The sequence below is a fragment of the Cellulomonas sp. P4_D11 genome (assembly GCF_056401915.1).
Genome location: NZ_JBFUIK010000001.1, coordinates 167,595 through 190,864, shown reverse-complemented (window position 1 = coordinate 190,864; position 23,270 = coordinate 167,595). Strand labels below are relative to the sequence as shown.

Annotated in this window: 26 protein-coding genes; 15 read left to right on the top strand and 11 right to left on the bottom strand. The window is 70.6% G+C overall.

Translation table 11 applies throughout. The features are described from left to right. Positions 1-225: 225 nt before the first annotated feature. The 4 genes from AC1DT4_RS00855 to AC1DT4_RS00840 are packed head-to-tail and all read right to left on the bottom strand — an operon-like array spanning position 226 to position 3,849. The gene (locus AC1DT4_RS00855) at positions 226-1,041 is read right to left on the bottom strand and encodes an ABC transporter permease (protein ID WP_477087867.1); all 816 of its coding nucleotides are present in this window, start codon (positions 1,039-1,041) and stop codon (positions 226-228) included. Beyond that, positions 1,041-1,955 (bottom strand): ABC transporter ATP-binding protein, encoded by a 915-nt coding sequence (locus tag AC1DT4_RS00850; RefSeq protein ID WP_477087866.1) that lies wholly within the window; start codon positions 1,953-1,955, stop codon positions 1,041-1,043. Before AC1DT4_RS00850 ends, AC1DT4_RS00855 begins: the two co-directional genes overlap by 1 nt. Before the next feature lie 41 nt (positions 1,956-1,996). Then, positions 1,997-3,073, bottom strand: coding sequence for a sensor histidine kinase (locus AC1DT4_RS00845; RefSeq protein ID WP_477087865.1), 1,077 nt, complete (start codon positions 3,071-3,073; stop codon positions 1,997-1,999). Then, the gene (locus AC1DT4_RS00840) at positions 3,070-3,849 is read right to left on the bottom strand and encodes a response regulator transcription factor (RefSeq protein ID WP_477087864.1); all 780 of its coding nucleotides are present in this window, start codon (positions 3,847-3,849) and stop codon (positions 3,070-3,072) included. Before AC1DT4_RS00840 ends, AC1DT4_RS00845 begins: the two co-directional genes overlap by 4 nt. A 246-nt stretch (positions 3,850-4,095) precedes the next feature. On the opposite strand from AC1DT4_RS00840, the gene AC1DT4_RS00835 reads away from it, so the two are divergent. The 3 genes from AC1DT4_RS00835 (at position 4,096) to AC1DT4_RS00825 (ending at position 8,149) form a co-directional block, all read left to right on the top strand. Next, positions 4,096-5,415 (top strand): hemolysin family protein, encoded by a 1,320-nt coding sequence (locus AC1DT4_RS00835; protein ID WP_477087863.1) that lies wholly within the window; start codon positions 4,096-4,098, stop codon positions 5,413-5,415. Continuing rightward, entirely contained in the window at positions 5,412-6,455 is a 1,044-nt protein-coding gene (locus tag AC1DT4_RS00830) for a hemolysin family protein (protein WP_477087862.1), read from the top strand. Before AC1DT4_RS00835 ends, AC1DT4_RS00830 begins: the two co-directional genes overlap by 4 nt. A 218-nt stretch (positions 6,456-6,673) precedes the next feature. Then, positions 6,674-8,149: a M15 family metallopeptidase gene (locus AC1DT4_RS00825; RefSeq protein ID WP_477087861.1), complete on the top strand. Its 1,476-nt coding sequence runs from the start codon at positions 6,674-6,676 to the stop codon at positions 8,147-8,149. 49 nt (positions 8,150-8,198) lie between these two features. Here the strand turns inward: AC1DT4_RS00825 and AC1DT4_RS00820 are convergent, their stop codons facing one another. Both AC1DT4_RS00820 and AC1DT4_RS00815 read right to left on the bottom strand, forming a co-directional pair. Next, a complete protein-coding gene (locus AC1DT4_RS00820; RefSeq protein WP_477087860.1) occupies positions 8,199-9,119 on the bottom strand; it encodes an aldose 1-epimerase family protein in 921 nt (306 codons plus the stop codon). 62 nt (positions 9,120-9,181) lie between these two features. Beyond that, on the bottom strand, positions 9,182-10,129 hold the full coding sequence (locus tag AC1DT4_RS00815) for a hypothetical protein (protein ID WP_477087859.1): 948 nt from the start codon (positions 10,127-10,129) through the stop codon (positions 9,182-9,184). 311 nt (positions 10,130-10,440) lie between these two features. On the opposite strand from AC1DT4_RS00815, the gene AC1DT4_RS00810 reads away from it, so the two are divergent. The 3 genes from AC1DT4_RS00810 to AC1DT4_RS00800 are packed head-to-tail and all read left to right on the top strand — an operon-like array spanning position 10,441 to position 11,840. Continuing rightward, on the top strand, positions 10,441-10,869 hold the full coding sequence (locus tag AC1DT4_RS00810) for a hypothetical protein (protein ID WP_477087858.1): 429 nt from the start codon (positions 10,441-10,443) through the stop codon (positions 10,867-10,869). Between the two features lie 10 nt (positions 10,870-10,879). Beyond that, a complete protein-coding gene (locus AC1DT4_RS00805) occupies positions 10,880-11,335 on the top strand; it encodes a hypothetical protein (RefSeq protein WP_477087857.1) in 456 nt (151 codons plus the stop codon). After that, positions 11,316-11,840: a hypothetical protein gene (locus tag AC1DT4_RS00800; protein ID WP_477087856.1), complete on the top strand. Its 525-nt coding sequence runs from the start codon at positions 11,316-11,318 to the stop codon at positions 11,838-11,840. The genes AC1DT4_RS00805 and AC1DT4_RS00800 overlap by 20 nt, the downstream gene beginning before the upstream one ends. Here the strand turns inward: AC1DT4_RS00800 and AC1DT4_RS00795 are convergent. Both AC1DT4_RS00795 and AC1DT4_RS00790 read right to left on the bottom strand, forming a co-directional pair. Further along, the gene (locus tag AC1DT4_RS00795; protein ID WP_477087855.1) at positions 11,776-12,906 is read right to left on the bottom strand and encodes a tyrosine-type recombinase/integrase; all 1,131 of its coding nucleotides are present in this window, start codon (positions 12,904-12,906) and stop codon (positions 11,776-11,778) included. The two genes, AC1DT4_RS00800 and AC1DT4_RS00795, sit on opposite strands and share 65 nt — an antisense overlap. After that, positions 12,906-13,283 (bottom strand): hypothetical protein, encoded by a 378-nt coding sequence (locus AC1DT4_RS00790; RefSeq protein ID WP_477087854.1) that lies wholly within the window; start codon positions 13,281-13,283, stop codon positions 12,906-12,908. Before AC1DT4_RS00790 ends, AC1DT4_RS00795 begins: the two co-directional genes overlap by 1 nt. Positions 13,284-13,572: 289 nt before the next feature. Between AC1DT4_RS00790 and AC1DT4_RS00785 the strand changes: the two genes are divergently transcribed. The 6 genes from AC1DT4_RS00785 (at position 13,573) to AC1DT4_RS00760 (ending at position 17,856) form a co-directional block, all read left to right on the top strand. Then, positions 13,573-13,797 carry a helix-turn-helix transcriptional regulator gene (locus AC1DT4_RS00785; protein WP_477087853.1) on the top strand — a complete coding sequence of 75 codons (225 nt, stop codon included), beginning with the start codon at positions 13,573-13,575 and terminating at the stop codon, positions 13,795-13,797. A 68-nt stretch (positions 13,798-13,865) separates the two neighbouring features. After that, complete coding sequence (locus AC1DT4_RS00780; RefSeq protein WP_477087852.1) at positions 13,866-14,102, top strand: hypothetical protein; 237 nt, start codon at positions 13,866-13,868, stop codon at positions 14,100-14,102. Next, positions 14,099-15,166, top strand: coding sequence for an AAA family ATPase (locus AC1DT4_RS00775; protein ID WP_477087851.1), 1,068 nt, complete (start codon positions 14,099-14,101; stop codon positions 15,164-15,166). Before AC1DT4_RS00780 ends, AC1DT4_RS00775 begins: the two co-directional genes overlap by 4 nt. Before the next feature lie 415 nt (positions 15,167-15,581). After that, complete coding sequence (locus AC1DT4_RS00770) at positions 15,582-15,839, top strand: hypothetical protein (protein ID WP_477087850.1); 258 nt, start codon at positions 15,582-15,584, stop codon at positions 15,837-15,839. Beyond that, complete coding sequence (locus tag AC1DT4_RS00765) at positions 15,836-16,558, top strand: HK97 family phage prohead protease (RefSeq protein WP_477087849.1); 723 nt, start codon at positions 15,836-15,838, stop codon at positions 16,556-16,558. The genes AC1DT4_RS00770 and AC1DT4_RS00765 overlap by 4 nt, the downstream gene beginning before the upstream one ends. A 260-nt stretch (positions 16,559-16,818) precedes the next feature. Further along, entirely contained in the window at positions 16,819-17,856 is a 1,038-nt protein-coding gene (locus AC1DT4_RS00760) for a hypothetical protein (RefSeq protein ID WP_477087848.1), read from the top strand. A 191-nt stretch (positions 17,857-18,047) separates the two neighbouring features. On the opposite strand, the gene AC1DT4_RS00755 is transcribed toward AC1DT4_RS00760, so the two are convergent. The 3 genes from AC1DT4_RS00755 to AC1DT4_RS00745 all read right to left on the bottom strand — a co-directional run bounded on the left by AC1DT4_RS00755 (position 18,048) and on the right by AC1DT4_RS00745 (position 19,344). Continuing rightward, positions 18,048-18,566, bottom strand: coding sequence for a hypothetical protein (locus AC1DT4_RS00755; RefSeq protein ID WP_477087847.1), 519 nt, complete (start codon positions 18,564-18,566; stop codon positions 18,048-18,050). Between the two features lie 79 nt (positions 18,567-18,645). Further along, the gene (locus AC1DT4_RS00750; protein ID WP_477087846.1) at positions 18,646-18,771 is read right to left on the bottom strand and encodes a hypothetical protein; all 126 of its coding nucleotides are present in this window, start codon (positions 18,769-18,771) and stop codon (positions 18,646-18,648) included. A gap of 39 nt (positions 18,772-18,810) precedes the next feature. Continuing rightward, the gene (locus AC1DT4_RS00745; RefSeq protein ID WP_477087845.1) at positions 18,811-19,344 is read right to left on the bottom strand and encodes a hypothetical protein; all 534 of its coding nucleotides are present in this window, start codon (positions 19,342-19,344) and stop codon (positions 18,811-18,813) included. 1,049 nt (positions 19,345-20,393) lie between these two features. Between AC1DT4_RS00745 and AC1DT4_RS00740 the strand changes: the two genes are divergently transcribed. From AC1DT4_RS00740 to AC1DT4_RS00730, 3 genes are read left to right on the top strand one after another with little or no spacing between them, the layout of a single operon-like run. Then, on the top strand, positions 20,394-21,395 hold the full coding sequence (locus AC1DT4_RS00740; RefSeq protein ID WP_477087989.1) for a CpaF family protein: 1,002 nt from the start codon (positions 20,394-20,396) through the stop codon (positions 21,393-21,395). Next, entirely contained in the window at positions 21,395-22,258 is an 864-nt protein-coding gene (locus AC1DT4_RS00735; RefSeq protein ID WP_477087844.1) for a type II secretion system F family protein, read from the top strand. Before AC1DT4_RS00740 ends, AC1DT4_RS00735 begins: the two co-directional genes overlap by 1 nt. After that, entirely contained in the window at positions 22,255-23,187 is a 933-nt protein-coding gene (locus tag AC1DT4_RS00730; protein WP_477087843.1) for a type II secretion system F family protein, read from the top strand. Before AC1DT4_RS00735 ends, AC1DT4_RS00730 begins: the two co-directional genes overlap by 4 nt. Positions 23,188-23,270 lie beyond the last annotated feature (83 nt).

The following is a 23,270-nucleotide window of genomic DNA, read 5'->3' as shown; positions in this document are numbered from 1 at the left end:
GCGCTAGTCCGACTGCTACTTCTGTTGATGACAACACTACGGCCTCCGGGCCATCCGACCCGCCCCAGGAGCCCTCCCTGGGACGGATCCGCAGGCGTCTTCACCTCGTCGCCACACCCGGGTCAACGGGGGGCAACGTGCCCGTTCCGCGCGCCTCAAGGTGGGGTTGTCGGGACCCCTAGCAGGTCATGCTTCTGCACACCCGTGCAGCGGCCCTGCACGCGGTCAGGTGATGTCCCGCCGGAAGGTCGTCAGACGCCCGATCGCGGCCAGCCCGATGCCGTACGCGAGCAGGACGAGCGCGCCCTGCCACCACGGGAGCAGCGTGCCGACGCCGGACTCGGAGTAGAAGCTGCCGCCGGAGACCGCCTCCCCGGCGGCGCCGGGCAGGTAGGCCGCGACGCCCGCGCCCCAGCTGGTCAGACCGAGGACGAACCGCAGGACCGGCTCCACGAACTGCGTGAACGCGAGGACGACGACGATGACCGCCACCTGGTTGGTGAGCACGGTGCCCAGCCCGACGCCCACCACGGCCCACAGGGCGAGCGCCAGGGCGGAGAGTGCGATCGTGCGCCACGTCGCCGCCGAGTCGAGGAACGTCGGCTTGCCCAGCGCCGTGAGCACGACCGCCCCGGCGCCGACGGCCGCGAGCGTGCCCACGACGCCGTAGACCAGACCGAGGACGGCGGCCGCGACGACCTTCGCGGACACGAGCACGGTGCGCCGAGGCTCGGCCAGCAGGGTCGGCGTGATCGTCTGGTGCCGGAACTCCGCGGCGACGGCCAGCGCGCCGACGATCAGCGGGAACACGTACCCGAACGTCACGGCGATCGTGTAGACGGCCCGCACCACGGCGTCGGGCGCGGTGTCGACCGAGCCGGCCGTGTCGCTCGTCGTGCCCGACAGGCCGCCGGCCTGGGAGATGCCCCAGCCGAGCACGGCGGACAGGAAGGCCATGTAGACGACCATCGCGAGCAGCAGGATCCACCACAGGCGGGTGGTGACGAGCTTGCGGTACTCGGTGACGAGTGCCGCGCGCATCAGGACGCCACCGTCTCGGCGGCCCCGACCAGCTGGAGGAAGAGGCCCTCGAGGCCCGGGTCCTGACCGGCCAGCTCGTGCAGCTCGAGCCCAGCCGCGAAGGCGGCGGCGCCGACGGTGGCCGCGTCGACGTCGAGCAGGTCGGCTACGCGGGGGTCGGTCGGCGCGGACCGGGCCCAGCCCGACCGCTCCACGAGCGCGGCGAGCGCGACCGCGTCGGGGGACACCACGCGGACGCGGGTCCGGGCCATGGCGGCGAGGTCCGCGAGCGAGGACGCGTGGGCCAGCCGGCCCCGGGCGATGATGACGACGTCGTCGACGGTCTGCTCGACCTCGGACAGCACGTGGCTGGACACCAGGACGGTGCGCCCCTCGGCGGCCAGCGCGCGCAGGAAGCCGCGCAGCCAGCGGATGCCCTCGGGGTCGAGGCCGTTGGCGGGCTCGTCGAGCAGGAGGACGCGCGGGTCGCCCAGCAGGGTGGTGGCCAGCGCGAGCCGCTGCCGCATGCCGAGCGAGAAGCCGCCGACCCGTCGGTCGGCCGCCGCGGAGAGGCCGACGAGCTCGAGCACCTGGCCGGCGCGCGCGTCGGGGACGCCGGCCTGCGGGGCGTAGAGGCGCAGGTGGTCGAGCGCGGTGCGGCCCGGGTGGAAGCTCGCGGCCTCGAGCGCGGCGCCGACCGTGCGCAGCGGCTGCCGGATCTGCCCGTAGGAGCGGCCGCCGATGGTCGCGGCGCCGGACGTCGGGCGGACCAGGCCGAGCAGCATGCGCAGGGTCGTCGTCTTGCCCGCGCCGTTGGGACCGAGGAACCCCGTCACGCGGCCCGGGGCGACCTGGAACGACAGGTCGTCCACCGCGCGCACGGAGCCGAACGACTTGGAGAGGTGGTCGACGAGGATCGTGCCGTCGGTCGTCATGCGCTCGACGGTAGTGTTCTAGCCGCAGTAGAACAAGTGGCTCAGGCGGGACGCGCGGCCGCCGCCGGGAGCGTCACGCGCATCGTGCAGCCGACCTCGGTGTCCGCCACCTCGATGCGTCCGCCGTGCAGCTCGACGGCCCACCGCACGATCGCCAGCCCGAGCCCGGTGCCGCCGGTCGAGACCTGACCGGTGAGGGCAGGGGTGTTGCCGCGGACGAACCGCTCGAACACGTGCGCGCGGTCGTCGCGCGCGATGCCGGGGCCGTGGTCGACCACGTCGATCCGCACCTCCGACCCCACGCGCGACGCCTCGAGGCGGACCTCGTCGTCGTCGGGGGAGTGCCGGACGGCGTTGTGCACGAGGTTGGCCACCACCTGGTGGAGCCGGTCCGGGTCGGCGGGGACCGTGAGGTCCGGCGGGTCGACCACCACGGGGAACCGGAGATGCTTGGTGGAGCCGACGAGCATCGCGCCGTCCGCCGCCTCCTCCAGGAAGTCCTGGAGCCGCACGTCGGCGATCTGCAGCGGGACGTCACCCGCCTCCAGCCGGGACAGGTCCAGCAGGTAGGTGACCAGCCGGCCCAGCCGCTCGGTCTGCGCGAGCGCGGCCTGCATCGTCGCCGGGTCCGCCTCCGTGACGCCGTCGACGATGTTCTCCAGCTGCGCCTGCAGAGCCGTCACGGGCGTGCGCAGCTCGTGCGAGACGTTGGCGACGAGCTCGCGCCGGAACGTGTCGGCCTGCTCGAGGTCGTCGGCCATGGTGTTGAACGCGTCCGCCAGCTGGCCCACCTCGTCGAGGCTCGTCGCGCGGACCCGCCGGCTGTAGTCGCCGCCCGCCATGCGCCGGGCCGCGTAGGTCATCTCGCGCAGCGGTGACGTCATGCCGCGCGCCAGCAGCTGGGTGACGATGAGCGACCCGAGGATGGCGATCGGCAGCGTGCGCGTGGGGCCGAGGTGGTTGTAGAGCCCCAGCCACGTGATGAAGGACGCGGCGGTGACCGTCGCGGCCACCAGGACGCCGAGCTTGATCTTGATCGAGCGGAAGCGGTCCAGCGGCCGGACGTCGGGGATCCGCGAGCGTGCGAACTCGCCGCGGACGTGCCGGGGTGCGTTCACGCGCCCTCGGGAACGCTCGTCCCGTCGCCGGCGCCGTCGCTCGGCTCGAACGCGTAGCCGACGCCGTGCACGGTGCGGATGAGGTCGGGACCCAGCTTGCGGCGCAGCGCCTTGATGTGGCTGTCGACCGTGCGCGTACCGCTGGCGTCGACCCAGTCCCACACCTCGGCGAGGAGGCGCTCGCGGGTGAGCACGGTGCGCGGGGTGGCGGCGAGGGCGAGAAGCAGGTCGAACTCCGTGGGGGTCAGGTGCACCTCGGCGTCGCCCCGCAGCACGCGTCGCTGCGCGCGGTCGACCGTCACGTCGCCCAGCACGAGCGGCGGGTCGGGCTGCTCGGCGGCGGCCATCTCGGCGGCGCGCGTCGCCCGCTCGGTCCGGCGCAGCAGCGCCTTCGTGCGCGCGACGAGCTCGCGCATCGAGAACGGCTTCGTCATGTAGTCGTCGGCGCCCACACCGAGGCCGATGAGCATGTCGGTCTCGTCGTCGCGCGCCGTGAGCATGAGCACCGGGACCGGCCGCTCGGCCTGGATCCGCCGGCAGACCTCGAGCCCGTCGATCCCGGGCAGCATCACGTCGAGGACGACCACGTCGGGCCGCAGCCGGGACGCCGCGCTGACCCCGGCCAACCCGTCGGCCGCCGCCTCGACCGTCCAGCCCTCGGCCGAGAGCCGGTGCACGATCGCCTGCGCGATCGCCGGTTCGTCCTCCACCACCAGGACCGTCGTGCCGGCTGCTCCGCCGGTCGCCGTCGTCGGCCCACCGCTCACGTTCGCCATGGCGCCAGACTGGCACAGGCGCACGCGGATGACGCTCACTTGGCCCCGGATGTGTGGATGCGCCGGGTGCCGCGGCCGTCGCGCCCGTATGATCGAGCCCACCATGAGCAGCTCAAGTCGCTGCCGGCGTCACTCCCGGGCCGCTGAGCCCGGGGGAGACCATGCCGGCCACCTCTTCCTCTCCTCTTCTGTCCTCGCGAGCGCCGGCCCCCGGGTCGGCGTTCGTCGTGCGCCCGGCGGTGACGCGTGCTGACCGAGTGGCTGCTGGTCGGGCTCGGCATCCTGCTCACCCTCGGCACCGCGGTGTTCGTCGCGAGCGAGTTCTCCCTGGTCACGCTGGACCCCGGCCTGGTCGAGGGCCAGGCGGCGCCCGACGACCGCCGGAGCCAGTCCGTGCTCAAGGCGTTGCGACGCCTGTCCACCGAGCTCTCCGGCGCGCAGCTCGGCATCACCCTGACCACCGTGCTGCTCGGGTACACCACCCAGCCGGCGGTCGCGCGGCTGCTGCGACTCCCGCTCCAGGACTCCGTGCTCGGCCAGGCGATCGGCGGCATCGTCGCGGCGGTGCTCGCGATCGTGCTGGTCAACGGCTTCTCGATGGTCGTCGGCGAGCTCATCCCGAAGAACCTGGCCATCAGCCGGCCGCTGGCCACCGCGCGCATGGTGGCCCCGCTGCAGCGCGGGTTCACCAGCGCGCTGCGCCCCCTCATCGCGGCCTTCAACGGCAGCGCGAACGCCCTGCTGCGCGCCGTGGGCGTCGAGCCGCGCGAGGAGCTGTCCGGCGGTCGCTCGCCGCAGGAGCTCGCCGCGCTGGTCCGCCGCTCGGCCGAGGTGGGCACGCTCGACGAGTCGACGGCCACCCTGCTCACCAACTCGATCGAGTTCACCGAGCTCACCGCGGTCGACGTCATGACCGACCGGCTGCGGCTCGTCGTGGTCCGGCGCGAGGAGTCGGCGGCCGACGTCATCGACCTCTCGCGGCGCACCGGCCACTCACGCTTCCCCGTCATCGGGGACTCGAGTGACGACATCGTCGGGCTCGTGCACCTGCGGCGTGCGATCGCGGTGCCGTACGAGCGGCGGTCGGAGGTGCCGGCGGCCGCGCTGATGGTCGACGCGCCGCGCGTCCCCGAGACCGTGCACCTGGGTCCGCTGCTGGTCGAGCTGCGCGAGCAGGGGCTGCAGATGGCGGTCGTCGTCGACGAGTACGGGGGCACCTCCGGGGTCGTCACGCTCGAGGACGTCGTCGAGGAGCTGGTCGGCGACGTGGCCGACGAGCACGACCGCCGGCGCACGTCCACGGCCCGGTCCGCGGACGGCTCGTGGCTGCTGCCGGGCGTGCTGCGACCCGACGAGCTGGCCGAGGTCACGGGGCTCCACGTCCCCGCCGAGGGCCCCTACGAGACCCTGGGCGGCCTGCTGATGTTCGTGCTCGGCCGCATCCCGACCGACGGTGACGAGATCGTCGTGGACGGGGTCAGCCTCCGGGTCGACGCCATGGCCGGGCGCCGGGTCGAGCGGGTCCGCGTCTGCGCGGCAGCCGACGACGAGGAGGCCGAGTCATGAGCTCGTCCCTCGCGCTCGTCCTCGCGGTCGTCCTGCTCGCCGCCAACGCGTTCTTCGTCGGTGCGGAGTTCGCGATCATCTCGGCCCGGCGCAGCGCCATCGAGCCGCTCGCCGCGGCCGGTGACCGGCGCGCCACGACCGTGCTGTGGGCCATGGAGCACGTCTCACTCATGCTCGCGTGCGCGCAGCTGGGCATCACCGTGTGCTCGACCAGCCTCGGTGTGGTGGCCGAGCCCGCCATCGCGCACCTGATCGCGGACCCGCTCGCCGCGCTCGGCGTCAGCGAGGACCTGACCCACCCGATCTCGTTCGTCCTCGCGCTCGCGATCGTCGTCTACCTGCACGTGGTGCTCGGCGAGATGGTCCCGAAGAACCTCGCCGTGGCCGGCCCCGACCGCGCCGTCCTGATGTTCGGGCCGCCGCTCGTCTGGATCGCCCGGGTCGTGCGGCCCGTCATCACCGCCCTGAACTGGCTGGCCAACCACACCCTGCGCCTGTTCGGCGTCGAGCCCAAGGACGAGGTCTCGTCGGCGTTCACCGCGCAGGAGGTTCAGTCGATCGTCGAGAGGTCCCAGGCCGAGGGGCTCCTCGAGGACGAGCAGGGCCTGCTCGCCGGCGCCATCGAGTTCTCCGACCGCACCGCGGCCGACGTGATGATCGGCACCGACCAGCTGGTGAGCGTCAGCCCGGGCAGCACGCCCGAGGACGTCGAGCGGCTGGTCGCGCGCACCGGGTTCAGCCGGTTCCCCGTGGTCGACGAGAACGGCGTGCTCACCGGGTACCTGCACCTCAAGGACGTGCTCTACGCCGACGGGGCCAACCGGTCGATGGCGGTGCCCGCCTGGCGGGTGCGCGCCCTGGCCGTCGTCGGCCCTCAGGACGAGGTCGAGGACGCGCTCGCGGCCATGCAGCGCTCCGGCGCCCACCTCGCGCGGGTGGACGACGGCGAGGGGACGATCGGCGTGGTGTTCCTCGAGGACATCCTCGAGGAGCTCGTCGGCGAGGTGCGCGACGCGATGCAGCGCGGGCAGATGTCCTGATCAGCGGACCAGTTGTGCGGATCACGTGCGCTGGGGCGGCGTGTCGTCGCGCGTGTCGCCCGGTATGTCCGTTCTTCGGGTTGGACGTCCGTCCAGGGGGTTGGAAGCGTGACCGCCAGCCGTTATGGTTTCGTGACCGCAGTCGCCGGGCCCCCGCTCCACCTGTGCCCGAGGACGACGTCGCGGCAGATCAGACGCGCAAATGGACCGGAGGTGTCGTGGGATCGCACAGCGAGGAGCCCGTGACGGGCCTCCCCACGCGTCGCAGCCTCCGCGAGGCGGAGCGGCGTGCCGCTGCAGAACCCACGTCGGCGCCGACCCCCGTCGCGCCTGCCGCGCCCCGTGTCGACCCCGACTCCCCGACGGCTGTGCACCACGTGCCGTCGTGGGCGCACCACGCGCCGTCGACCGAGTCGTTCGCGGCGCCCGCCCGGGCTGCCGCCCCGACGACCGAGGCGTTCGCCGCGTCCACCCGGGCTGCCGCGCCCTCGACCGAGTCGTTCGGCGAGGCGAACCGGGCTGCTGCTCCGCGGCCCGCGCCTGCCGCGCCGCTGGCGGCCAGTCCGTCGCCCGCCTCACCCGACACTCGCACGCCGTGGTCGGCCGCACCGCGACCCGCGCTGCAGTCCGACTCTGCGCAGCCGCGCGTCTCGTGGGCCAGCACCCCGGTCGACCACGCCGCCGCCGCCCGGCTCTTCGCCGAGCACGTCGGCCCGGCCGCTCGCCCTGTCGCCGAGCCGGCCGCTGTCGCTCGTCCGATCGTCGAGCCGACCGCACCTTCCCCCGTCGCGGTCGCTCGTCCCGTCGCACTGCCGACCGCGCCCGTCGCTGCCGACGCGCCCGTCGCGCAGCGGACCGCGCCCGTCGGCCCGGCCGCCCAGCTGCTCGCCGAGCCGACGCCCGACGTCCCGGCCGGCGTCGAGGACGTCCCGGAGCTCGCGGGCGTCGAGCACGGCACCCTCACCCGCCGCACCCGCCGGCCGACCCGGACCGCCGCGCGTCTCGGCGTGCTGGGCGTCCTCGCGGGCATCACGGTCGTGATCCCGGTGAGCCAGGGCGTCGTCCCCGGCCCCGTGGCGTTCGGCTCCGACGCGCTGGCCGACTCCACCCTGCCGACGACGGTCTCGGCGCTCGCCGGTTCGCCGCTGTCGGCCCTGCCGCCCTCGTCGCTGGTGTCGGCGGACGGCGCGATCCAGGCGCGGAGCCTGTCGGCGTCCAGCCGCACCGAGGAGCGGTCGCTGCTCCCCGGGTGCGACGGCTCGGTGCGACCGGCCGGCCAGAACGGTCTGCTCAAGGTCGCGGACCTGTGCACCCTGTGGGACAACCACACGCAGCTGCGCGCCGACGCCGCCGTCTCGCTCGCCGAGTTCAACCAGGCGTTCGCCGCCCGGTTCGGCGGTGACCTCTGCCTCAGCTCCGGCTACCGGACGCTCGCGCAGCAGCGCGCGGTCAAGGCGCAGAAGGGCGGCCTCGCCGCCGTCCCGGGCAAGAGCAACCACGGCTGGGGCCTCGCCGTCGACCTCTGCCAGGACCAGACCTCCGGCGTGAAGTGGAACTGGATCCAGGAGAACGGCCCGACCTACGGCTGGGAGAACCCCGCGTGGGCGCAGCCGGGCGGCAGCGGCCCGCACGAGAAGTGGCACTGGGAGTACGAGAAGGGCGTCCAGGCGGACGGCGAGTACTACGACGGCTGACGCCGCCTGACCTTCGTCGGCGGGCTCAGAGGAGCCTTCGCCGGCGGGCTCAGAGGAGCCTGAGCCCCCACGTGATCGTGTGGCTCTGCCCGGGCTCGAGGTGCACGAGGTCGTTCCCGGTGCGGAAGGCGTCGGCGATGCACGTCATCGGTTCGGCGGCCACGCCGCGTCGCGAGATGTGAGCGACCGTGTCGCCGGTGCAGACCTGCCAGGCCTGCGTCGCGCCGTCGGCCCAGAGCGCCACCGTCCGCCCGTCCGGGCAGCCCAGCCGGATCCATGAGAGGCCGTCGGCGTCGCGGATCACGTCGATCCAGGCGTCGTCGAGGTCGAGGCCCTCGAGCCGGCGCGGCTCCCGGAGGTCGTACCCGCCGGAGACGCGCTCCGACCCCGTGGGCAGGAGGCGCTCGTCGATCGTCACGCGTCGGGCGCCGTCCACCTGCAGGGTGCAGTCGTCGACCCGAGCGTCCCCGGGGGACAGCCACGGGTGGAAGCCGATCCCGTACGGTGCCGTCGTCGTGCCCAGGTTCGTGGCCTCGGCGCGGACGTGGAGCCCGTCCGCGGTGAGCGTGTAGCCGATCCGCACCTGGACTGGCCAGGGGTAGCCGTGCGTGGGGACGATGACGTGCTCGAGGGTCACCGACGTCTCGTCGGCGTCGACCGTCGCGAACGTCGTGTGCGCGACCAGCCCGTGGAGCGCAGTCTGGCGGTGGTGCTCCGTGAGGGGGACCTCGTAGGACTCGCCGCGGTACCCGTAAGCGCCGTCGCGCAGGCGGTTGGGCCACGGCGCGAGCACGGCCCCCGAGAAGGCCGGCGGGATCTCCGACTCCTCGAACGGGAGCACGACGTCCCGACCGTCGACGGTGTACTCGCGCAGGCTGGCGCCGACCGCGGTGACGACGGCACGTTGGCCGCCGAGCTCGAGGACGTGCTGGCGGCCGGTGGGGAGGGGGGCGGTCGTCGTCGTGGACACGCTCACACGCTAGCGGGCCGGACCCACGACCCGCGCGAGCGGATCATGGGTCCGGCCGTGGGTCAGCGCGCGTGCTCTGTCGCGGCCTTGCGCCGGCCGAGGACGACGAGGCTCGTGCCGATCGCGATGACGACAACGCCGAGTCCCGCGGCGGCCGCCGTCGGGAAGCCCGTCGAGGCGAGCACCGCCGACGAGCCCGTCGACCCGCTCGGCTCGGCGGCGAGGACCTCGCTCACGAATGCCGGGTCCGTGGCCTCGGGCAGGACGGGGTCGGTCGGCGCGAGTGGGTTGGTCGGCGGGAGAGGGTCGGCAGGGTCGACCGGGCTGAGCGGGGTCGCGGGCTCGGTCGGGTCGACGGGGTCCACCGGGTCCGTCGGGTCGACGGGCGTGACCGGGTCTGTGGGGTCGACGGGGTCCACCGGGTCCGTCGGGTCGACGGGCGTGACCGGGTCGGTGGGGTCGACGGGGTCGGTCGGGTCGACGGGGGTGGTCGGGTCAGTGGGGTCGACGGGGTTCACGGGATCGGTCGGGTCGACAGGCGTGACCGGGTCCGTAGGGTCCACTGGGTCGACCGGCGTGACCGGGTCCGTCGGGTCGACCGGCGTGACGGGGTCGGTGCAGACCGGCGCCTGGCCGCCCTCGCCGAAGTGCTCGTTGTAGAGGCTCACCTGCACCCAGGTGATGCAGTACCCGGTCGGGAACGCGGCGGCGAAGTCGGGGTGGTCCGTCCACGGGTAGTAGCTCAGCCCGACGTACCTGGCCTGGGGCCAGACGCCGTTGTGCGGCACGGACTGGTGGACGTTGAACGACCTCGCGCCTGTGCCGTCAGGAGCGGTGACGCGGTAGTTGATGTGCCCGTTCGCCTCGAACGTCGTGCCTGCCGGGAGCGTCAGGCCGGCCGCGGTGACGGTGTATGGCGTCGGGTCGTTCGAACCGGCGGCGTGCGCCGCGGTGGGCAGGAGGACGAGGGCGGCGGTCAGCAAGGTCGCGCCGAGAGTGCGCATGCGCATAGGGAGGTTCCTTCGGGAGGCAGTGGTGCACCGGATCGGTGCGGCGGGATGGGCGTCGGAGGAGCCGTCAGGCCCCGGGGATCAGCCCGACCCGGAAGGCGCTGCGGTATCGCGACCGCTGGTCCGTCGTCACGTCGTCCGCCTCCCTCCTGCTCGATGTCCCTCAATTGTCCGGGGCAACGGGCGTGACCCCGTAGGACCGAGGTCCCATGGGGGTTACCCCGACGGGTGAACCGGCGTCCCACCTGTGGACAGCGGGGTGTGCCCGACCTCCGGCGTCCCCTAGGGTTCCGGCCAGCGTGCAATCGGACATGACGGATGAACCGGGCACCCATGACACCGAGGAGGCGCACGTGGACGGCGTGGCGATCCTCGAGACCGAGGTGCGCGAGCTCATCCGGCGCCGCGGCATCGACCCCGTCCGGGACCGGCCTGGTGTCGTCTCGCTGGTCTCGGACGTCATCGCCGACTACGACGAGCGGTCGGTCGTCGGCGCCGTCCCACCGCTCGCGGACGCCGTGGCCGCGCACAAGGCGGTCGTCGACGCCGTCGCCGGGCTGGGTCCGCTGCAGAAGTACCTCGACGACCCCGAGGTCGAAGAGGTCTGGATCAACTCGCCCAGGCGAACATCTCTGCAGATCAGGGCCGTTGAGGCGCGACGCAGTCCGCTCAGAGTCCGCAAGTACACGCGAGTTCATCCTTACTGCGGCTTCTCGCTGCCCCTACAGTGCAGAACGTGAGGCTGCCTCGATGACGAAGACAGTTCCGAGCTCGGCGTGCACGTGCGAGGACACTCGGCCCGAGACCTGTGTCGCTGACGCCGAGGTTCTCACGCAGTGGTCCATCGAGCGGCCGTACAACCGGCGGCCGCGGCCGGTTCGGGACGCTGACAACGCGATATCGGTGGTGCGTGGTCGTCTCTCGGCCACCGAGGCGTACAAGGCGGTTGTCGGCAAGGAGCCGCGAGCCGATCAGGCCGAGACGCTCGAGGCGAGGCACGGCGTTGCTGGACAGGTGCGCTCCGCAGGCCTCGCGGTGGTGCACACGCCGGGCTACTTGCCGAAGTCCCTACACACGTCTGTGGTCTTCCCCGACACGGATCCGCTCAACGTTCAGGACCCCGATTGGCCCACAGCCATCCAGATTGGATTCGACAGTTGCTTCGAAGAGGAGGGAGGATCGACTCATGTCCCTGATGCCGTGTAAGGGTGAGCGACCCTGGCTTCCTTCGTGGGACGCCGAAGATCCCACGACTTTGCTCGAAGTCGAAGTGCCGCTGGTGGGCACGTTCCGCGCTGGCACGACGACCTACTTGTTCTCCTGCATGCTCGGCGACTTGAGCCGCCTAGCGGTCTGGGGCTACGTGCCGATGACAGCAGCCGATCTGGACTTCATCGAGTCTCGGCCGTTTGGGACGCCGGAAGAACTGCGCACCTGGGTTGACGCTCGCGTATACCGCGATGCGACCCGCTCGGCTCTGAGTTGGGATGACGTCATCCAGGTCCACGGTGACGTCGACAGGACTGTTGGCATGTTCGACTCGGTCGACCTGCTTCTGGACCTGTTCGGTGAGTCCAAGAAGCCGATGCCGTACGTTGGTCGCGCAGAATCGGGTCCGATCCCGCTCGTTGGCGAGTATCTCGAGGTCAAGGTCGAGGTCGAGAAGGCGCATGAAGAGATGCGTGAGGTAGCGGCTGCGGCTTTTGGCTGAACGTCGCTGAGAGGAACAGGTCCGCTGCCGCTGCTCGGGTGCGGTCCTCGGCCGTCGGCCACAGATGGCTGTACGTGTTCAGGGTCGTGGTAGCCGACGAGTGGCCGAGGGCCCGCTGAACCGTCACTACGTCGCAGCCGGCCGCAATAAGTCCGCTTGCGTAGAAGTGTCGCAGGTCATGCATGCGCGCCCTCAAACCGACGCGGTCGAGCGTCGTGGTCCACCAGTGGTTCACCGTCGACGGCGCGAGCGGCCCACCTGAATCGCGCTCGACCAGCCAGCCGTCGGGGCCAGGAGGAAACCGCTCGAGATGCCGAGCAAGCAGTTCGACCAGGCCGTCGGGTAGGTAGACGTCGCGCTCCGAGCCATACTTCGGTGGACGGACCTCTAGCCCCGCGCCGACGTTGCCGCGCTGGATCTGGCGTGTGACGTGGAGCTTGCGGCGCAGGAAGTCGATGTCTCGAACCTGCACGGCGGTCGCCTCGCCGAGCCGCAGTCCGGCGAACGCGCCCAACGCCCAAACTGGATAGTGGTAGTCCTCCGATGCGGCTAGCACCGCACCAACCTCCTCAGGGGTCGGGACAGACATTGCCTGGGACGCCCGCCGCCGCCGCGGCAGCACGACACCCTGTGAGGGGTCCATGGCGATAGCCCGATCGCGGACGGCAGCTTTCAGTACCGAGCGCACCGAGTTCATTCGGGACGCGATCGTCGTCGCCGCGAGGCCGGCTGATGACATGGCCTTAACCCAGGTCTCGATGTGCGAGGCACGGAGGTTAGCAAGCGGCACGTTGCCGAAGGTCACCGAGCGCAGGACTAGGTCGTGCGCGCGAGCGGTCCCCGCCTCCCACACCTGCCGCGACGACCATCCGCGCGCGAAGTCCACGAATGTCACCCGACCGGCCTTTGGGTCGACGTACTGGCCGGTCACCATCGAGGCGGTCACCTCGTCGAGCCACCGCTGCGCCTCGATCTTCCGGGCGAAGTGCTTCGCACGCTCTTTGCCTTCGGGGTCTCTGAACCGCGCCCGGTACGTGCCGTCGGGGCGCTTGGAGATGCTCGCCATTAGGAGTCCTCCCTGTCTTCGTGCTCGGGCTCTGTGGCCGGTTCATCGGGCTGGACGTCGACGGCCACCCATTTCAGGTTCTGAAATGGTCCGCGCGGCGGGGGTCGCCACGTCACTTCGGGATCCGAGGTGAAGCCGAGGATGATCCCGGCCTCTTCAGAGAACCTGGTGATGAGTTCCATCAGCCGCGTCTCGCGCTCATAGGCCTCGTTGGAGAACATCAGCCACTCGCCAGGATCAGCCAGCCACGCCGGGCCGCCGCGACGCGCGGCCTGCAGCCCGGCGTCCGCAAGGAGTAGCGCAGCCGTCGCCGTCCGAGGCTGGTCGTAGTCGCCTCGGCCGTCGAGCACATGAGTCAACACAGCGAGCTCATCCACGGTGACGTCCCTGCGTCGGCCGGCGTCCATGCTCGCGATGACGTCTCGGGTCAAGTGGCTGTAGCCCGCGTCAGCGCATGCGTCGGCTAAATCCTGCGCGCTCCAACCGCGGGCTTCCCGCAGAGCCTTGAACCGCTGTGTGAGCTGCCCTGCCAGCGGTCGAGGAGGCGGGCGGTCCGGGGTCCTTACTTGTGTCATGAATACAGTGTACTGACTTGTAGACCCAGCGGGCAATCCTGAGCATCATGAGTAGTGGCGTGATCTCAGCATTCTGTCTGGAGGACACACGATGAGTACCGCAACAGACGACCCGTACATCACCAGTGACGACGTCGCTGCCCTCTTCCACGTCGCTCGGGGGACGGTTCTCAACTGGTCCTACGCCGGCCACCTGCCGGAGCCCACGAAGGTCGGCAGGCGTCTGTTGTGGCGGCGCAGCGTGATCGAGGAGTGGGCTGCTGAGAGGTCCGACCACCAGCCCGCCGCTAAGCGCTCCGCGGCCCTTCGGACGTGACGAGGGTCGGGGTGCTGCTGCACCCCGACCCCGTGCGTCTCACCCGGACCGAGGCAAGGACTCCAACGATGGCATCCCACGAGATCCCCAGGCAGGCCCGTCGTGTGCGGGCTGCACCGCCTGACGTCCGCGGGCTGTACCCGGACCCGACCGGCAACTACGTCCGGGCAACATCGTTCGGGTTGTCCCGCCGCGAGCTGCGCCGTGAGTGGAGCCGGCAGCGGTCTGCCGGTTGGCAGGACTGGGAGGTCCGGGAGCGGCTGCTGCCGGGGCCCCTGGCAGCCCTCGAGGGGGTGGCTGCGTGAGCGCCGGTGGGCCGTTCACGGTCGACGACCTCATCGCCCACGGGGTACCTCGACCGACCGCGGAGGCACTCGGCCGCAACGCCGCACCGCCGAGCCTGCTCGACGTCGTCAAGCACGGGTCCGACCTCGACCGACGCTCGTTCGCCCCGCTCAGGTTCGCGGTGCCGGGCATCATCCCCGAGGGCATGGGCATCGTCGCCGGCGCACCCAAGACGGGCAAAAGCTTCCTCATGCTCGGCATCGCGCTCGCCTGCGCCGCCGGCGGGGTCGCCCTCGGAGCGATCGCGGTCGGTGATCCCCGGCCGGTGCTGTACCTCGCCCTGGAGGACGGCGAGCGTCGCCTGCAGGAGCGGTGCCGCCGGCTCATGTACGGGCAGCCGATCCCGCGCCCGTTCGACTACGTCGCCGGCAACATCGACCCGAACACGCTGCTCGTCCTGATCGCCTTGTGGTTGACCGAGCACCCGACCGGGCTCGTCGTCCTGGACACATTGGGCAAGGTCATGCCACCGGCCATGGCCGGTGAGACGACGTACTCACGTGACTACCGGATCGCTGGGCAGCTCAAGGCGCTCACTGACGCCCACCCGGGCAGCTGCTTGGTCGTCGTGCACCACGACCGCAAGGCGTCCTCTGACGACTTCGTGGCGAGCATCTCCGGGACGCACGGGCTCGCCGGGGCGGCCGACTTCGTCATCCTGCTCACCCGGCCACGCAAGGAAACAGAGGGTCTGCTCAAGGTCACCGGCCGTGACGTCGTGGAGAACGAGTACGTCGTCGAAACGATCGACGGGGACTGGTCCTTGCTCAACGACTCGATCGCGGACGCCGAGGCAGCGGCCGCCCGGGTGCGCGCGACGGTGGGGCTCGGTGAGGCCGGCATGGCGGTCGTGGAGCTCGTCACGGCCAGCCCGGACGGGATCCGCGCGGCTCTGATCGCGGACAAGCTCGACCTGCCCGTGAAGTCCGTCTACCAGCACCTCGACCGTGCGGAGAAGTCAGGTCGGATCGCCAAGCCGGCGCGCGGGTTGTACGCGCCGCCGGATCGTCCCCTGTCGCTGTGATCCGTCTATACCCCCTGAAGACAGTGAGGAAAGTGAGGAATACGGCGAGAGCCAGAACACCTCGCTCTCTTCACTTTCATCACCCGCCCTGAGAGGACCCGATGACGCGTCGCCGTCGGGAACGCGGGCAGCACCAGCCCTACCTGCACCAGATCGTCGAGGCGCGGCAGAACGTGCCCCACGCACTCGCTCGGGCGTTCCGGGCCGGCTGCGACTGCACCGAGCTCGCACTTGGACTCTGGACCGTCCCAGACGGCAGCACCGACCCCCATCAGCGGTGGCTCATCGAACACGGACCGACCTGCCCGTACGCGCTCGCCGGGGTCGCGGTCTACCAGGCCACCGAGGACCCCGGCAGGATGTAACGCAAGCGCGACGCAGCGCACCGCATGCACCCCGCCAGGAGGCGACCCCCATGCCGCAGATCCCCGTCCCCAAAGCCGAGCCCTGGCTGGCCGGGTACCTCCGCGCCGGCGACGCCGACCTGGAGCCCGCACGCGAGAGAGCCCGCCGCGCAGCCGCCGGGGAAGCCGTCCGCCGCCGCGTCAACGACGAGGAACCCATGCACGTCCGCGGCCACACCAGCGCAACCGTCCTCACCACCGCCGCCACAGAGCGCGTCGTCGTCGACCACCGCGGGATCGCCGTCGCCAAGCCCGAGGACCCCGCATGAGCACCACGACCCTGCCCGCCGTCGACCGCATCGGGACCGTCGTCGACATCGTCGCCGTCGCGTGGAGCACCACCCCCGTCGCCTTCCGCGGACCCGACAACGAGGTCATCGCGTTCACCGAAACCTGGGACCGCGACAGCATCACCCTGCCCCCCGCCGGCAGCAAGATCCGGTTGCTCAGCTACCACGACCGCCGCCGCCCCATCGGGTGGCTCGACCGCTTCCACCTCGAGGACGACGGGCTGCACGCAACCGGCCGTCTCATCGGATCGACCACCAACCTCGACCAACTGCGAGAGGTCGCCGCCGCCGGGCTGCTCGCCGACGTCTCCATAGGGTTCTCACCCTCGATCGACGACGACGAATGGCACCCGCCCCAGCGACGCAACGGGCTCGCGTCCGTCACGCGCCGGCACGCGATCATCCGCGAGGTCTCCCTAGTCGACGCAGCCGCGCTGCCCGGCTCCCGGGTTCTCACCATTCGGCAACCCACGACCACGTCGTCGGTCGACGCAGCCGCGCTGCGCGAGGCAGACACCGCTGTGACCACCGGCATCGGCGCGCGCATGACCGCCACGCGGCGCATGGACGACGACCTCAACCGTCGCGAGATCCTGGCTGAGGCAGACGCAGCTGTGGCAGCCGGTGAACGATGGGCCCACCTCGTCGCCGACGCGACGACGCAGCCCGTCGCAAATCACCGCAATCCTCGGCGGTAAGCACCAACTACATCAGGACATCAGCAGCTGGGACGAACGCACGAGCGCGCTACTCAATTCCGATCCCGAGACACCCACGGCTGGGATCAGTGGCAACGCGTCCACGACTGGCTCATGCACGAGCACTACCCGGCCGATTGATGTTTGACGAAGTCCGGCGTGACTGCGTTGAGCACCGCCATGCCTCCCTGCCCATGACATCTTGTACACGACAAGGCTTCCGGGGCGGCGGAGCACTTCAAACAACAGAAGGCGAATCTATGGCTACTGTCCTGGTCCACCCCTCGCGGGGAGCGCGCGACGGTCGCGAGAATCTGAAGAGATCACTCGAGATCCAGGTCGACTTCTTGACCACACCGACCGTTCACGCAGCACTCAGCGACGATGAGGTGGCCGAACTGCTCGCACGGCACCCCGACGGCAAGGCGCGGTTCTGGGGCACGTACGAGGGCAACGCTGCTCTCATCGCCAGGGTCCACGAGGGCGACGTGGTCCTGTTCACAGGGCAGAACAGGGTGTGGGCAGTTGGCGTGGTCGGCCTCCGCTTCACCAACACCGCCTTCGCGGAGGCGGTGTGGCTAGCGCATCCGGAGAAGGGAACCTACCGACACATCTACAGCCTCGTTCGCTTCGAACCGGTTGACGTTCCGTACTCCGTGGTCAACAACGTTCTGGGCTACGAAGAGAGCTACCACTTCCAAGGCATGGTCGTGTACGACGGTTCGCGTGCGGACGCGCTGATCGACGAGCTGCGACTCGATGTCCCGGAAACACTCGCGGCGAACTATCTCCAGCAGGACGAGGACCTGGCCGTTCTCCTTGGCGACGAGGCACTGGCCGGGGCAGCACTAATCCCACTCGAAGCTGTCCACAAGGAAGCCGCCACAATCACTGTGCAGCCCGGCGAGAGAGTGATGCTCCGGGGCGAAGGCAAACTCGTTCAGGCATACGCAGCGACCATCGCAGACGCGGTCGCCATCGGCCGCCAGCGAACCCCTGCCGGCGTCACCGACATGTGGATCCAGCGCCCAGACAACTCGGAGCTCGTTGAAGCCAAGAGCGTTGCCAGCACGGGCTACGTACGACAAGCGCTCGCGCAACTCCTGCACTATGCGTCGGCGATCTCGCCCGGTCCGGACGTGCTAACGGCGCTCTTCCCGACCAGACCCAGCGATGCGGACGTCGGCCTGCTCAACCGATACGGCATCGACTGCGTGTATCGCGTCGCGGCACAGGAGTACGAACGCGTTCCCGCTCAGTCGGGACGCCGCGATCTCGTGGCGCAGTTCTGGGCGTAGGCGCTTTTTTTACAGGTTGGCCGGGACACCCCGCGCTCCCGAGATCGGTTCTCACTCTGGACGATCGCGGGCCGATACTGGCCGACGGCGAGCGATCGCGGCAAGGTCCGGCCGAAACTTCCCAGCGCTCGACGGCGAGGGCGTCCTCTGCTTTGCAGAGGTTCGCGGTCGAGGATCCTGCACGTCTGGCGCTAGAGGCGCTCAATAAGGAGAGGCAGAAGTTGGCTGAGCTCGTCGCTCATCTGGGTTGAGAGAGGCAGCCGCAGCGGGTCTCGGTCCGCGAACGTGCATACCACCTGCAACTGGCCCGGCCACGTGCTGGGCGTGCTGTAGTCGGCGGTCGTCGCGACTTCGAGTGCAGTCAGGCTGGCGAGAGGCCAGACCTCAGACCAGATCCGCACTTTGCCCCGAAGGTCGGGGCGGTTGAACCTCGTGCGGATGACGAGGTCATCCGTGATGACGACGATTGCGCCGTCAAACGGTGCTTCGAAGACACCACTGTCACCGTCGAAGGTGGCGTCGGTGTAGCGGGGTTCGCGATCGGCCATGAGCAGCCCAGTATTCGCGAGCACACGGCCGTACCACTGGGGTGGACGGCCGGTCTCGACCTCCGTGCGGCCCAGGAACGCGGCGAGGTCTCCGCGCTGCGAGACCACGTCGTGTAGCGCCTGGAGTCGGATATCCACCTCTCGTGGGATTGCCATGGTCATGACGCTAACGCTGCCGTGGGCTCGCTCGTGGCGTTCTGGGCGACCCGATCGAGTGCACTACGCGGTTGTTCGGGTCGCCTCATTCGGAGCCCCAGAGCGCGGCGGCCTGTCGGCCGATCGTGTCGAGGATGTCCCGCCCATTGTCGTCGAGGATCGCACCATCAGATGCGACCCCGATCTGCCGCTCGGACTCGATTGCGTCCACCCGGACAACGAGTGGGTAGTTGCTCGTGCCGACGTACCCCTAAGCCGGCGCGCGCCAGTCGAGGAAGCGCCGGGCCTCGGGACTCAGAATGAATCCGCTTAAACCGAAGAACTGGCTTCGATCGTCGATCGGAGCCTCAGCGAGCGTCAGAGCCGGGCCCCACGCGTTCGTGAACGCGAAGACCATCTTGTGACAGTCCGCCGTGACTTGCTCGAGCCCGACAAGCGAGGAGTCGGACGGTGCTTCTTGGGGCATGGCGACTCGGACCTCGCTCATGTGCGCGATCCACTTAGACGCCAGCTCCCAGACCGCAGTGAGTCTCTCGGCCAGGTCCTGCGGCGGTTGCCACGCCGGATAGAAGTCGTCAGCAGAGACGTCCCGGGCTGGGCGCTTGACGAAGAAGTCGGCCACCAGTCGCGCATTCATATAGAACGCTTGCAGGCAGGCGTGCTGCACGACTTCTGGCATCGTTGATTTGTCGTCGGACGCGTACGGCGGCAACACGCGGAGGATTGCGAGCGCTCCCTGGAGGTGCAGCCGAGCGCCGGTCAGCTCGTCTTCGCTCCAGTCCATGGGCGGCACCGTACCGTCACGGGCTGTCGAACCGGAGAGCCCCCGAGTACCGCGCCGAGCGCGTCGCCTCGACGCGGTGCGGCGGTGACGGGGGGCGCGGGCATGCCGGAGGCCGGCCACCGCACTTTCGCGCGGTCACCGGCCTCCGGTCCTTGTTGGGCTAGTCGCCGTCGATCCGTCGGCGCTCCACGAACCTGACGACCTTCGGGCCCTCCGGCGTGATCACGAGGCGGTGATAGATCCTGGAGATCCAGGCTTCAGACATCAGCGTTTCCCTTCTCACTGCGAGAAGCGATGCCAACCTGCGTGGTGGAACTCACCACGACGCCCCGTGTTCCGATGGACCAACCATCGCGGGATGTAGATACACTCCTAGTACACGTAGACCGGCAAAGTTGCGTGCACGCGAAGAGCTCCCAGGGTGGCGCAGAGCCCCATCTGGGAGCCCTTCGTCTTCCTAGGCCCAAGTCTACTGGGCGATGTCGACACACCCAGGCTGCAGGTGAGCGTGGTGTTACACGAGTGTCGTTAATCCACTCCAACCGGAGCCTCGGCCCTGTCAAACGGGAGGCATCTCCTGTGGACGCGGTAGGTACGTACATCCCTGAATCTGTGGAAAACTCCTGAATCGGGCGCGGGTCGGAGAGTTTATAACGATCTGGTAACGAAACGCGAGTGGTGACGTCCGTGTACCTCAAGTCCTCGCCGAAAGGTGCCGAAGCCTAGGTTGAGGTTTGCCTGAACCGACATGGCGAGCCCTTCTCACGGGTTGCAGTGGCGACCTTCGGTGAGAGGCCGGACAACCGGCGAGCCGCCGCAGTTTGTCGGCGCGCCCGGTTGAACGATGGCTGGACGATGATGCCCAGAACCATGGCGGGCACCTCGTTTACGCCCGCCGTCTTCCTTGGCGGGCTGCCGTGGCTGATCGCTCGCGCTTGTCCCTCGGCTGGTCCGCAACTAGTCCGCGGAAGGGCGTGAGACTGCAGGGTTTCCCGTGAGGTGACGTGAGGCGTTGGTGCAGTTCAGAGCGCAGATCGGTCACATCGCCGCTGGTCAATCGACTCCCGCGAGAGTTCTGGATCAACGCGCCGACCCAGGTCTTCGTCGCGCGGCGCGGTGAGTCCGAGCTGACGACGACGATCCTCACCGACGGTCAGGTGCGCGACCTCGTCGAGAAGATGCTCAAGGTCTCGGGCAGGCGGCTCGATCTCAGCAGCCCGTTCGTCGACGCCAGCCTGCCGGGCGGGGAGCGCCTGCACGCGGTGATCCCGGACGTCACGCGGCAGCACTGGTCGGTCAACATCCGCAAGTACGTGGTCCGCGCGACCACGCTCGACGAGCTCGTCGGTCTCGGGAGCCTCACGCCGCACGCGGCCGTGTTCCTGCAGGCGGCGGTCCGCGCCGGGCTCAACGTGCTCGTCTCGGGCGGAACTCAGGCCGGCAAGACCACCCTCTTGAACGCGCTGTCCGGGGCCATCCCCGCGCGTGAGCGGGTCATCTCGTGCGAGGAGGTCTTCGAGCTGCGGCTGTCCGCGCGCGACTGGGTGGCCATGCAGTGCCGGCAGCCCAGCCTCGAGGGCACGGGCGAGATCCCGCTGCGTCGGCTGGTCAAGGAGGCGCTGCGCATGCGGCCGAGCCGCCTGCTGGTCGGCGAGGTGCGCGAGGCCGAGGCGCTCGACCTGTTGATCGCCCTCAACGCGGGCATCCCCGCGATGTGCACGATCCACGCCAACTCGGCGCGCGAGGCGCTGACCAAGCTCTGCACGCTCCCGCTGCTGGCGGGGGAGAACGTGTCGGACCGGTTCGTGATCCCGACCGTCGCCTCGGCGGTGGACCTCGTCGTGCACCTGGACCTCGACGGCTCCGGGCGTCGGCTAGTCCGCGAGATCGTCGCCGTGCCCGGTCGCGTCGAGCAGGGGATCGTCGAGACGGCCGACGTCTTCCACACGCGCGTCGGGCATCTCGTCCGTGCCGACGGCTTCCCGCCGCACCCCGAGCGGTTCGCGCGCGCCGGCACCGACCTCGCCGCCCTCCTGCGTGGGCGCGGCTGATGGGGGTGGTCGTCGGGCTCCTGCTGGGGGCCGGCCTGGCGTGCATCTGGTGGTCGTTCTGGGCGGAGCCGCGGCGTGCCGGCAGCACGCGGACCAACGGCTGGCGGGCGCGGACGCAGGACACGCTCGTGCAGGCGGGGGCGAGCGGGGTGACGCCGGGGGCACTCCTCCTCACGAGCGTCGTGGTCGGTCTCGTCGTCCTGCTCGTGGGTGTCGCGCTGACCCGGATCCCGCCGATCGCGCTCTGCTTCGCCGTGTTCGCGGCCCTGGCCCCGTGGGCGGTCGTGCGGGGACGAGCGCGCCGACGACGGGCCCGGCTGCGGCAGCTGTGGCCCGAGGTCGTCGACCACCTGGGCTCGGGCATCCGTGCGGGGCTGGCGCTGCCCGAGGCCGTGGCCCAGATCGGGGAGCGGGGGCCGGTCGAGCTACGACCGGCGTTCACCGCCTTCGCCGAGGACTACCGCGCGACGGGTCGCTTCGGCGAGTGCCTCGATGCGCTCAAGGCCCGGCTGGCCGACCCCGTCGCGGACCGGATCGTGGAGGCGCTGCGCCTGACCCGCGACGTCGGCGGGACGGACCTCGGCCGGCTCCTGCGCACGCTGTCCACGTTCCTGCGCGAGGACGTGCGCACGCGCGGAGAGCTCGAGGCGCGGCAGAGCTGGACCGTCTACGCCGCCCGGTTGGCGGTCGCCGCGCCGTGGGTGGTGCTCGCCCTGCTCTCGACGCGGCCGGAGGCAGCCAGCGCCTACGACACGACCGCCGGATTCCTGGTCCTCGTCGTCGGCGGAGCCTGCACGGCGGTCGCGTACCTGCTCATGCTGCGCATCGCGCGGCTCCCGGACGACCCGCGGGTGCTGCGATGAGCCCGTCAGCGGTCGGTGCGCTGGTCGGACTGCTCGGCGGTCTCGGTCTCACGATCGTCGTGCTCCGGCTGCGGTCCCGCCGGATCACTCTCGACGACCGGCTGGCGCCCTACCTCCGGCCGCAGGCCTCGTCGTCGGGCCTGTTGCGGGTGCCGCACGTGCGCGGCCCGTTCGTGACCGTCGAGCGGATCGTCGCGCCCGTGATGAGCGACGCCGTCCGACTGGTCACGCGCCTCGGCTCTCCGACGTCGGAGCTCCGCCGACGCCTGACCCGAGCCGGCCGCAGTGAGACGGTGGAGCAGTTCCGTGCCGGCCAGGTGGTCTGGGGCGTGCTCGGGTTGGCGGCCGGACTGGCGCTCGCCCTCGTGCTGGCGGCGACGCGGGGCTCCGGCGTGGTCGCCCTCGTGGTGCTGGTTGCCGTGTGCGGTCTCGTCGGGGTCCTCGCTCGCGACTGGGCGCTGACCCGCGAGGTGCAGGCGCGCGAGTCGCGGATGCTCACCGAGCTGCCGACGATCGCCGAGCTGCTCGCGCTGGCCGTCGGAGCGGGCGAGGGGGCCGTCGGCGCGCTGGAACGCGTCGTGCGGACGACGCACGGCGAGCTGACCGCCGAGCTGGCCCGCACGTTGGCCGACGCACGCGCAGGCGCACCTCTGACGGTCGCGCTGGACAACCTCGCCGACCGGACCGGGCTGCCCGCGCTGGCGCGCTTCGCGGAGGGCGTCGCCGTGGCGGTCGAGCGCGGGACGCCGCTGGCAGACGTGCTCCGCGCGCAGGCCCAGGACGTCCGCGAGGAGGGGCGCCGGGCGCTCATGGAGACGGGTGGGCGCAAGGAAGTTCTGATGATGGTGCCGGTGGTGTTCCTGATCTTGCCGGTCACCGTCGTGTTCGCCGTCTTCCCCAGCATGGTCGTCCTGCGGGCGGGTCTGTGACCCCCGCGGGTAGGAGGCACGGCGCCCGAGGGGCGCCCGACGAAGGGATGAGGACCGATGACGACTGGCAGCGAGGCACAGGT

What these genes read in the sequence shown, in the direction of transcription:
- AC1DT4_RS00770 (WP_477087850.1), top strand. Translation starts at nt 15,582, where the DNA reads ATGCCGCAGATCCCCGTCCCCAAAGCCGAGCCCTGGCTGGCCGGGTAC.
- AC1DT4_RS00810 (WP_477087858.1), top strand. Translation starts at nt 10,441, where the DNA reads ATGACGGATGAACCGGGCACCCATGACACCGAGGAGGCGCACGTGGAC.
- AC1DT4_RS00800 (WP_477087856.1), top strand. Translation starts at nt 11,316, where the DNA reads ATGTCCCTGATGCCGTGTAAGGGTGAGCGACCCTGGCTTCCTTCGTGG.
- AC1DT4_RS00785 (WP_477087853.1), top strand. Translation starts at nt 13,573, where the DNA reads ATGAGTACCGCAACAGACGACCCGTACATCACCAGTGACGACGTCGCT.
- AC1DT4_RS00760 (WP_477087848.1), top strand. Translation starts at nt 16,819, where the DNA reads ATGGCTACTGTCCTGGTCCACCCCTCGCGGGGAGCGCGCGACGGTCGC.
- AC1DT4_RS00745 (WP_477087845.1), bottom strand. Translation starts at nt 19,344, where the DNA reads ATGGACTGGAGCGAAGACGAGCTGACCGGCGCTCGGCTGCACCTCCAG.
- AC1DT4_RS00805 (WP_477087857.1), top strand. Translation starts at nt 10,880, where the DNA reads ATGACGAAGACAGTTCCGAGCTCGGCGTGCACGTGCGAGGACACTCGG.
- AC1DT4_RS00765 (WP_477087849.1), top strand. Translation starts at nt 15,836, where the DNA reads ATGAGCACCACGACCCTGCCCGCCGTCGACCGCATCGGGACCGTCGTC.
- AC1DT4_RS00795 (WP_477087855.1), bottom strand. Translation starts at nt 12,906, where the DNA reads ATGGCGAGCATCTCCAAGCGCCCCGACGGCACGTACCGGGCGCGGTTC.
- AC1DT4_RS00840 (WP_477087864.1), bottom strand. Translation starts at nt 3,849, where the DNA reads ATGGCGAACGTGAGCGGTGGGCCGACGACGGCGACCGGCGGAGCAGCC.
- AC1DT4_RS00755 (WP_477087847.1), bottom strand. Translation starts at nt 18,566, where the DNA reads ATGACCATGGCAATCCCACGAGAGGTGGATATCCGACTCCAGGCGCTA.
- AC1DT4_RS00735 (WP_477087844.1), top strand. Translation starts at nt 21,395, where the DNA reads ATGGGGGTGGTCGTCGGGCTCCTGCTGGGGGCCGGCCTGGCGTGCATC.
- AC1DT4_RS00830 (WP_477087862.1), top strand. Translation starts at nt 5,412, where the DNA reads ATGAGCTCGTCCCTCGCGCTCGTCCTCGCGGTCGTCCTGCTCGCCGCC.
- AC1DT4_RS00815 (WP_477087859.1), bottom strand. Translation starts at nt 10,129, where the DNA reads ATGCGCATGCGCACTCTCGGCGCGACCTTGCTGACCGCCGCCCTCGTC.
- AC1DT4_RS00850 (WP_477087866.1), bottom strand. Translation starts at nt 1,955, where the DNA reads ATGACGACCGACGGCACGATCCTCGTCGACCACCTCTCCAAGTCGTTC.
- AC1DT4_RS00780 (WP_477087852.1), top strand. Translation starts at nt 13,866, where the DNA reads ATGGCATCCCACGAGATCCCCAGGCAGGCCCGTCGTGTGCGGGCTGCA.
- AC1DT4_RS00730 (WP_477087843.1), top strand. Translation starts at nt 22,255, where the DNA reads ATGAGCCCGTCAGCGGTCGGTGCGCTGGTCGGACTGCTCGGCGGTCTC.
- AC1DT4_RS00855 (WP_477087867.1), bottom strand. Translation starts at nt 1,041, where the DNA reads ATGCGCGCGGCACTCGTCACCGAGTACCGCAAGCTCGTCACCACCCGC.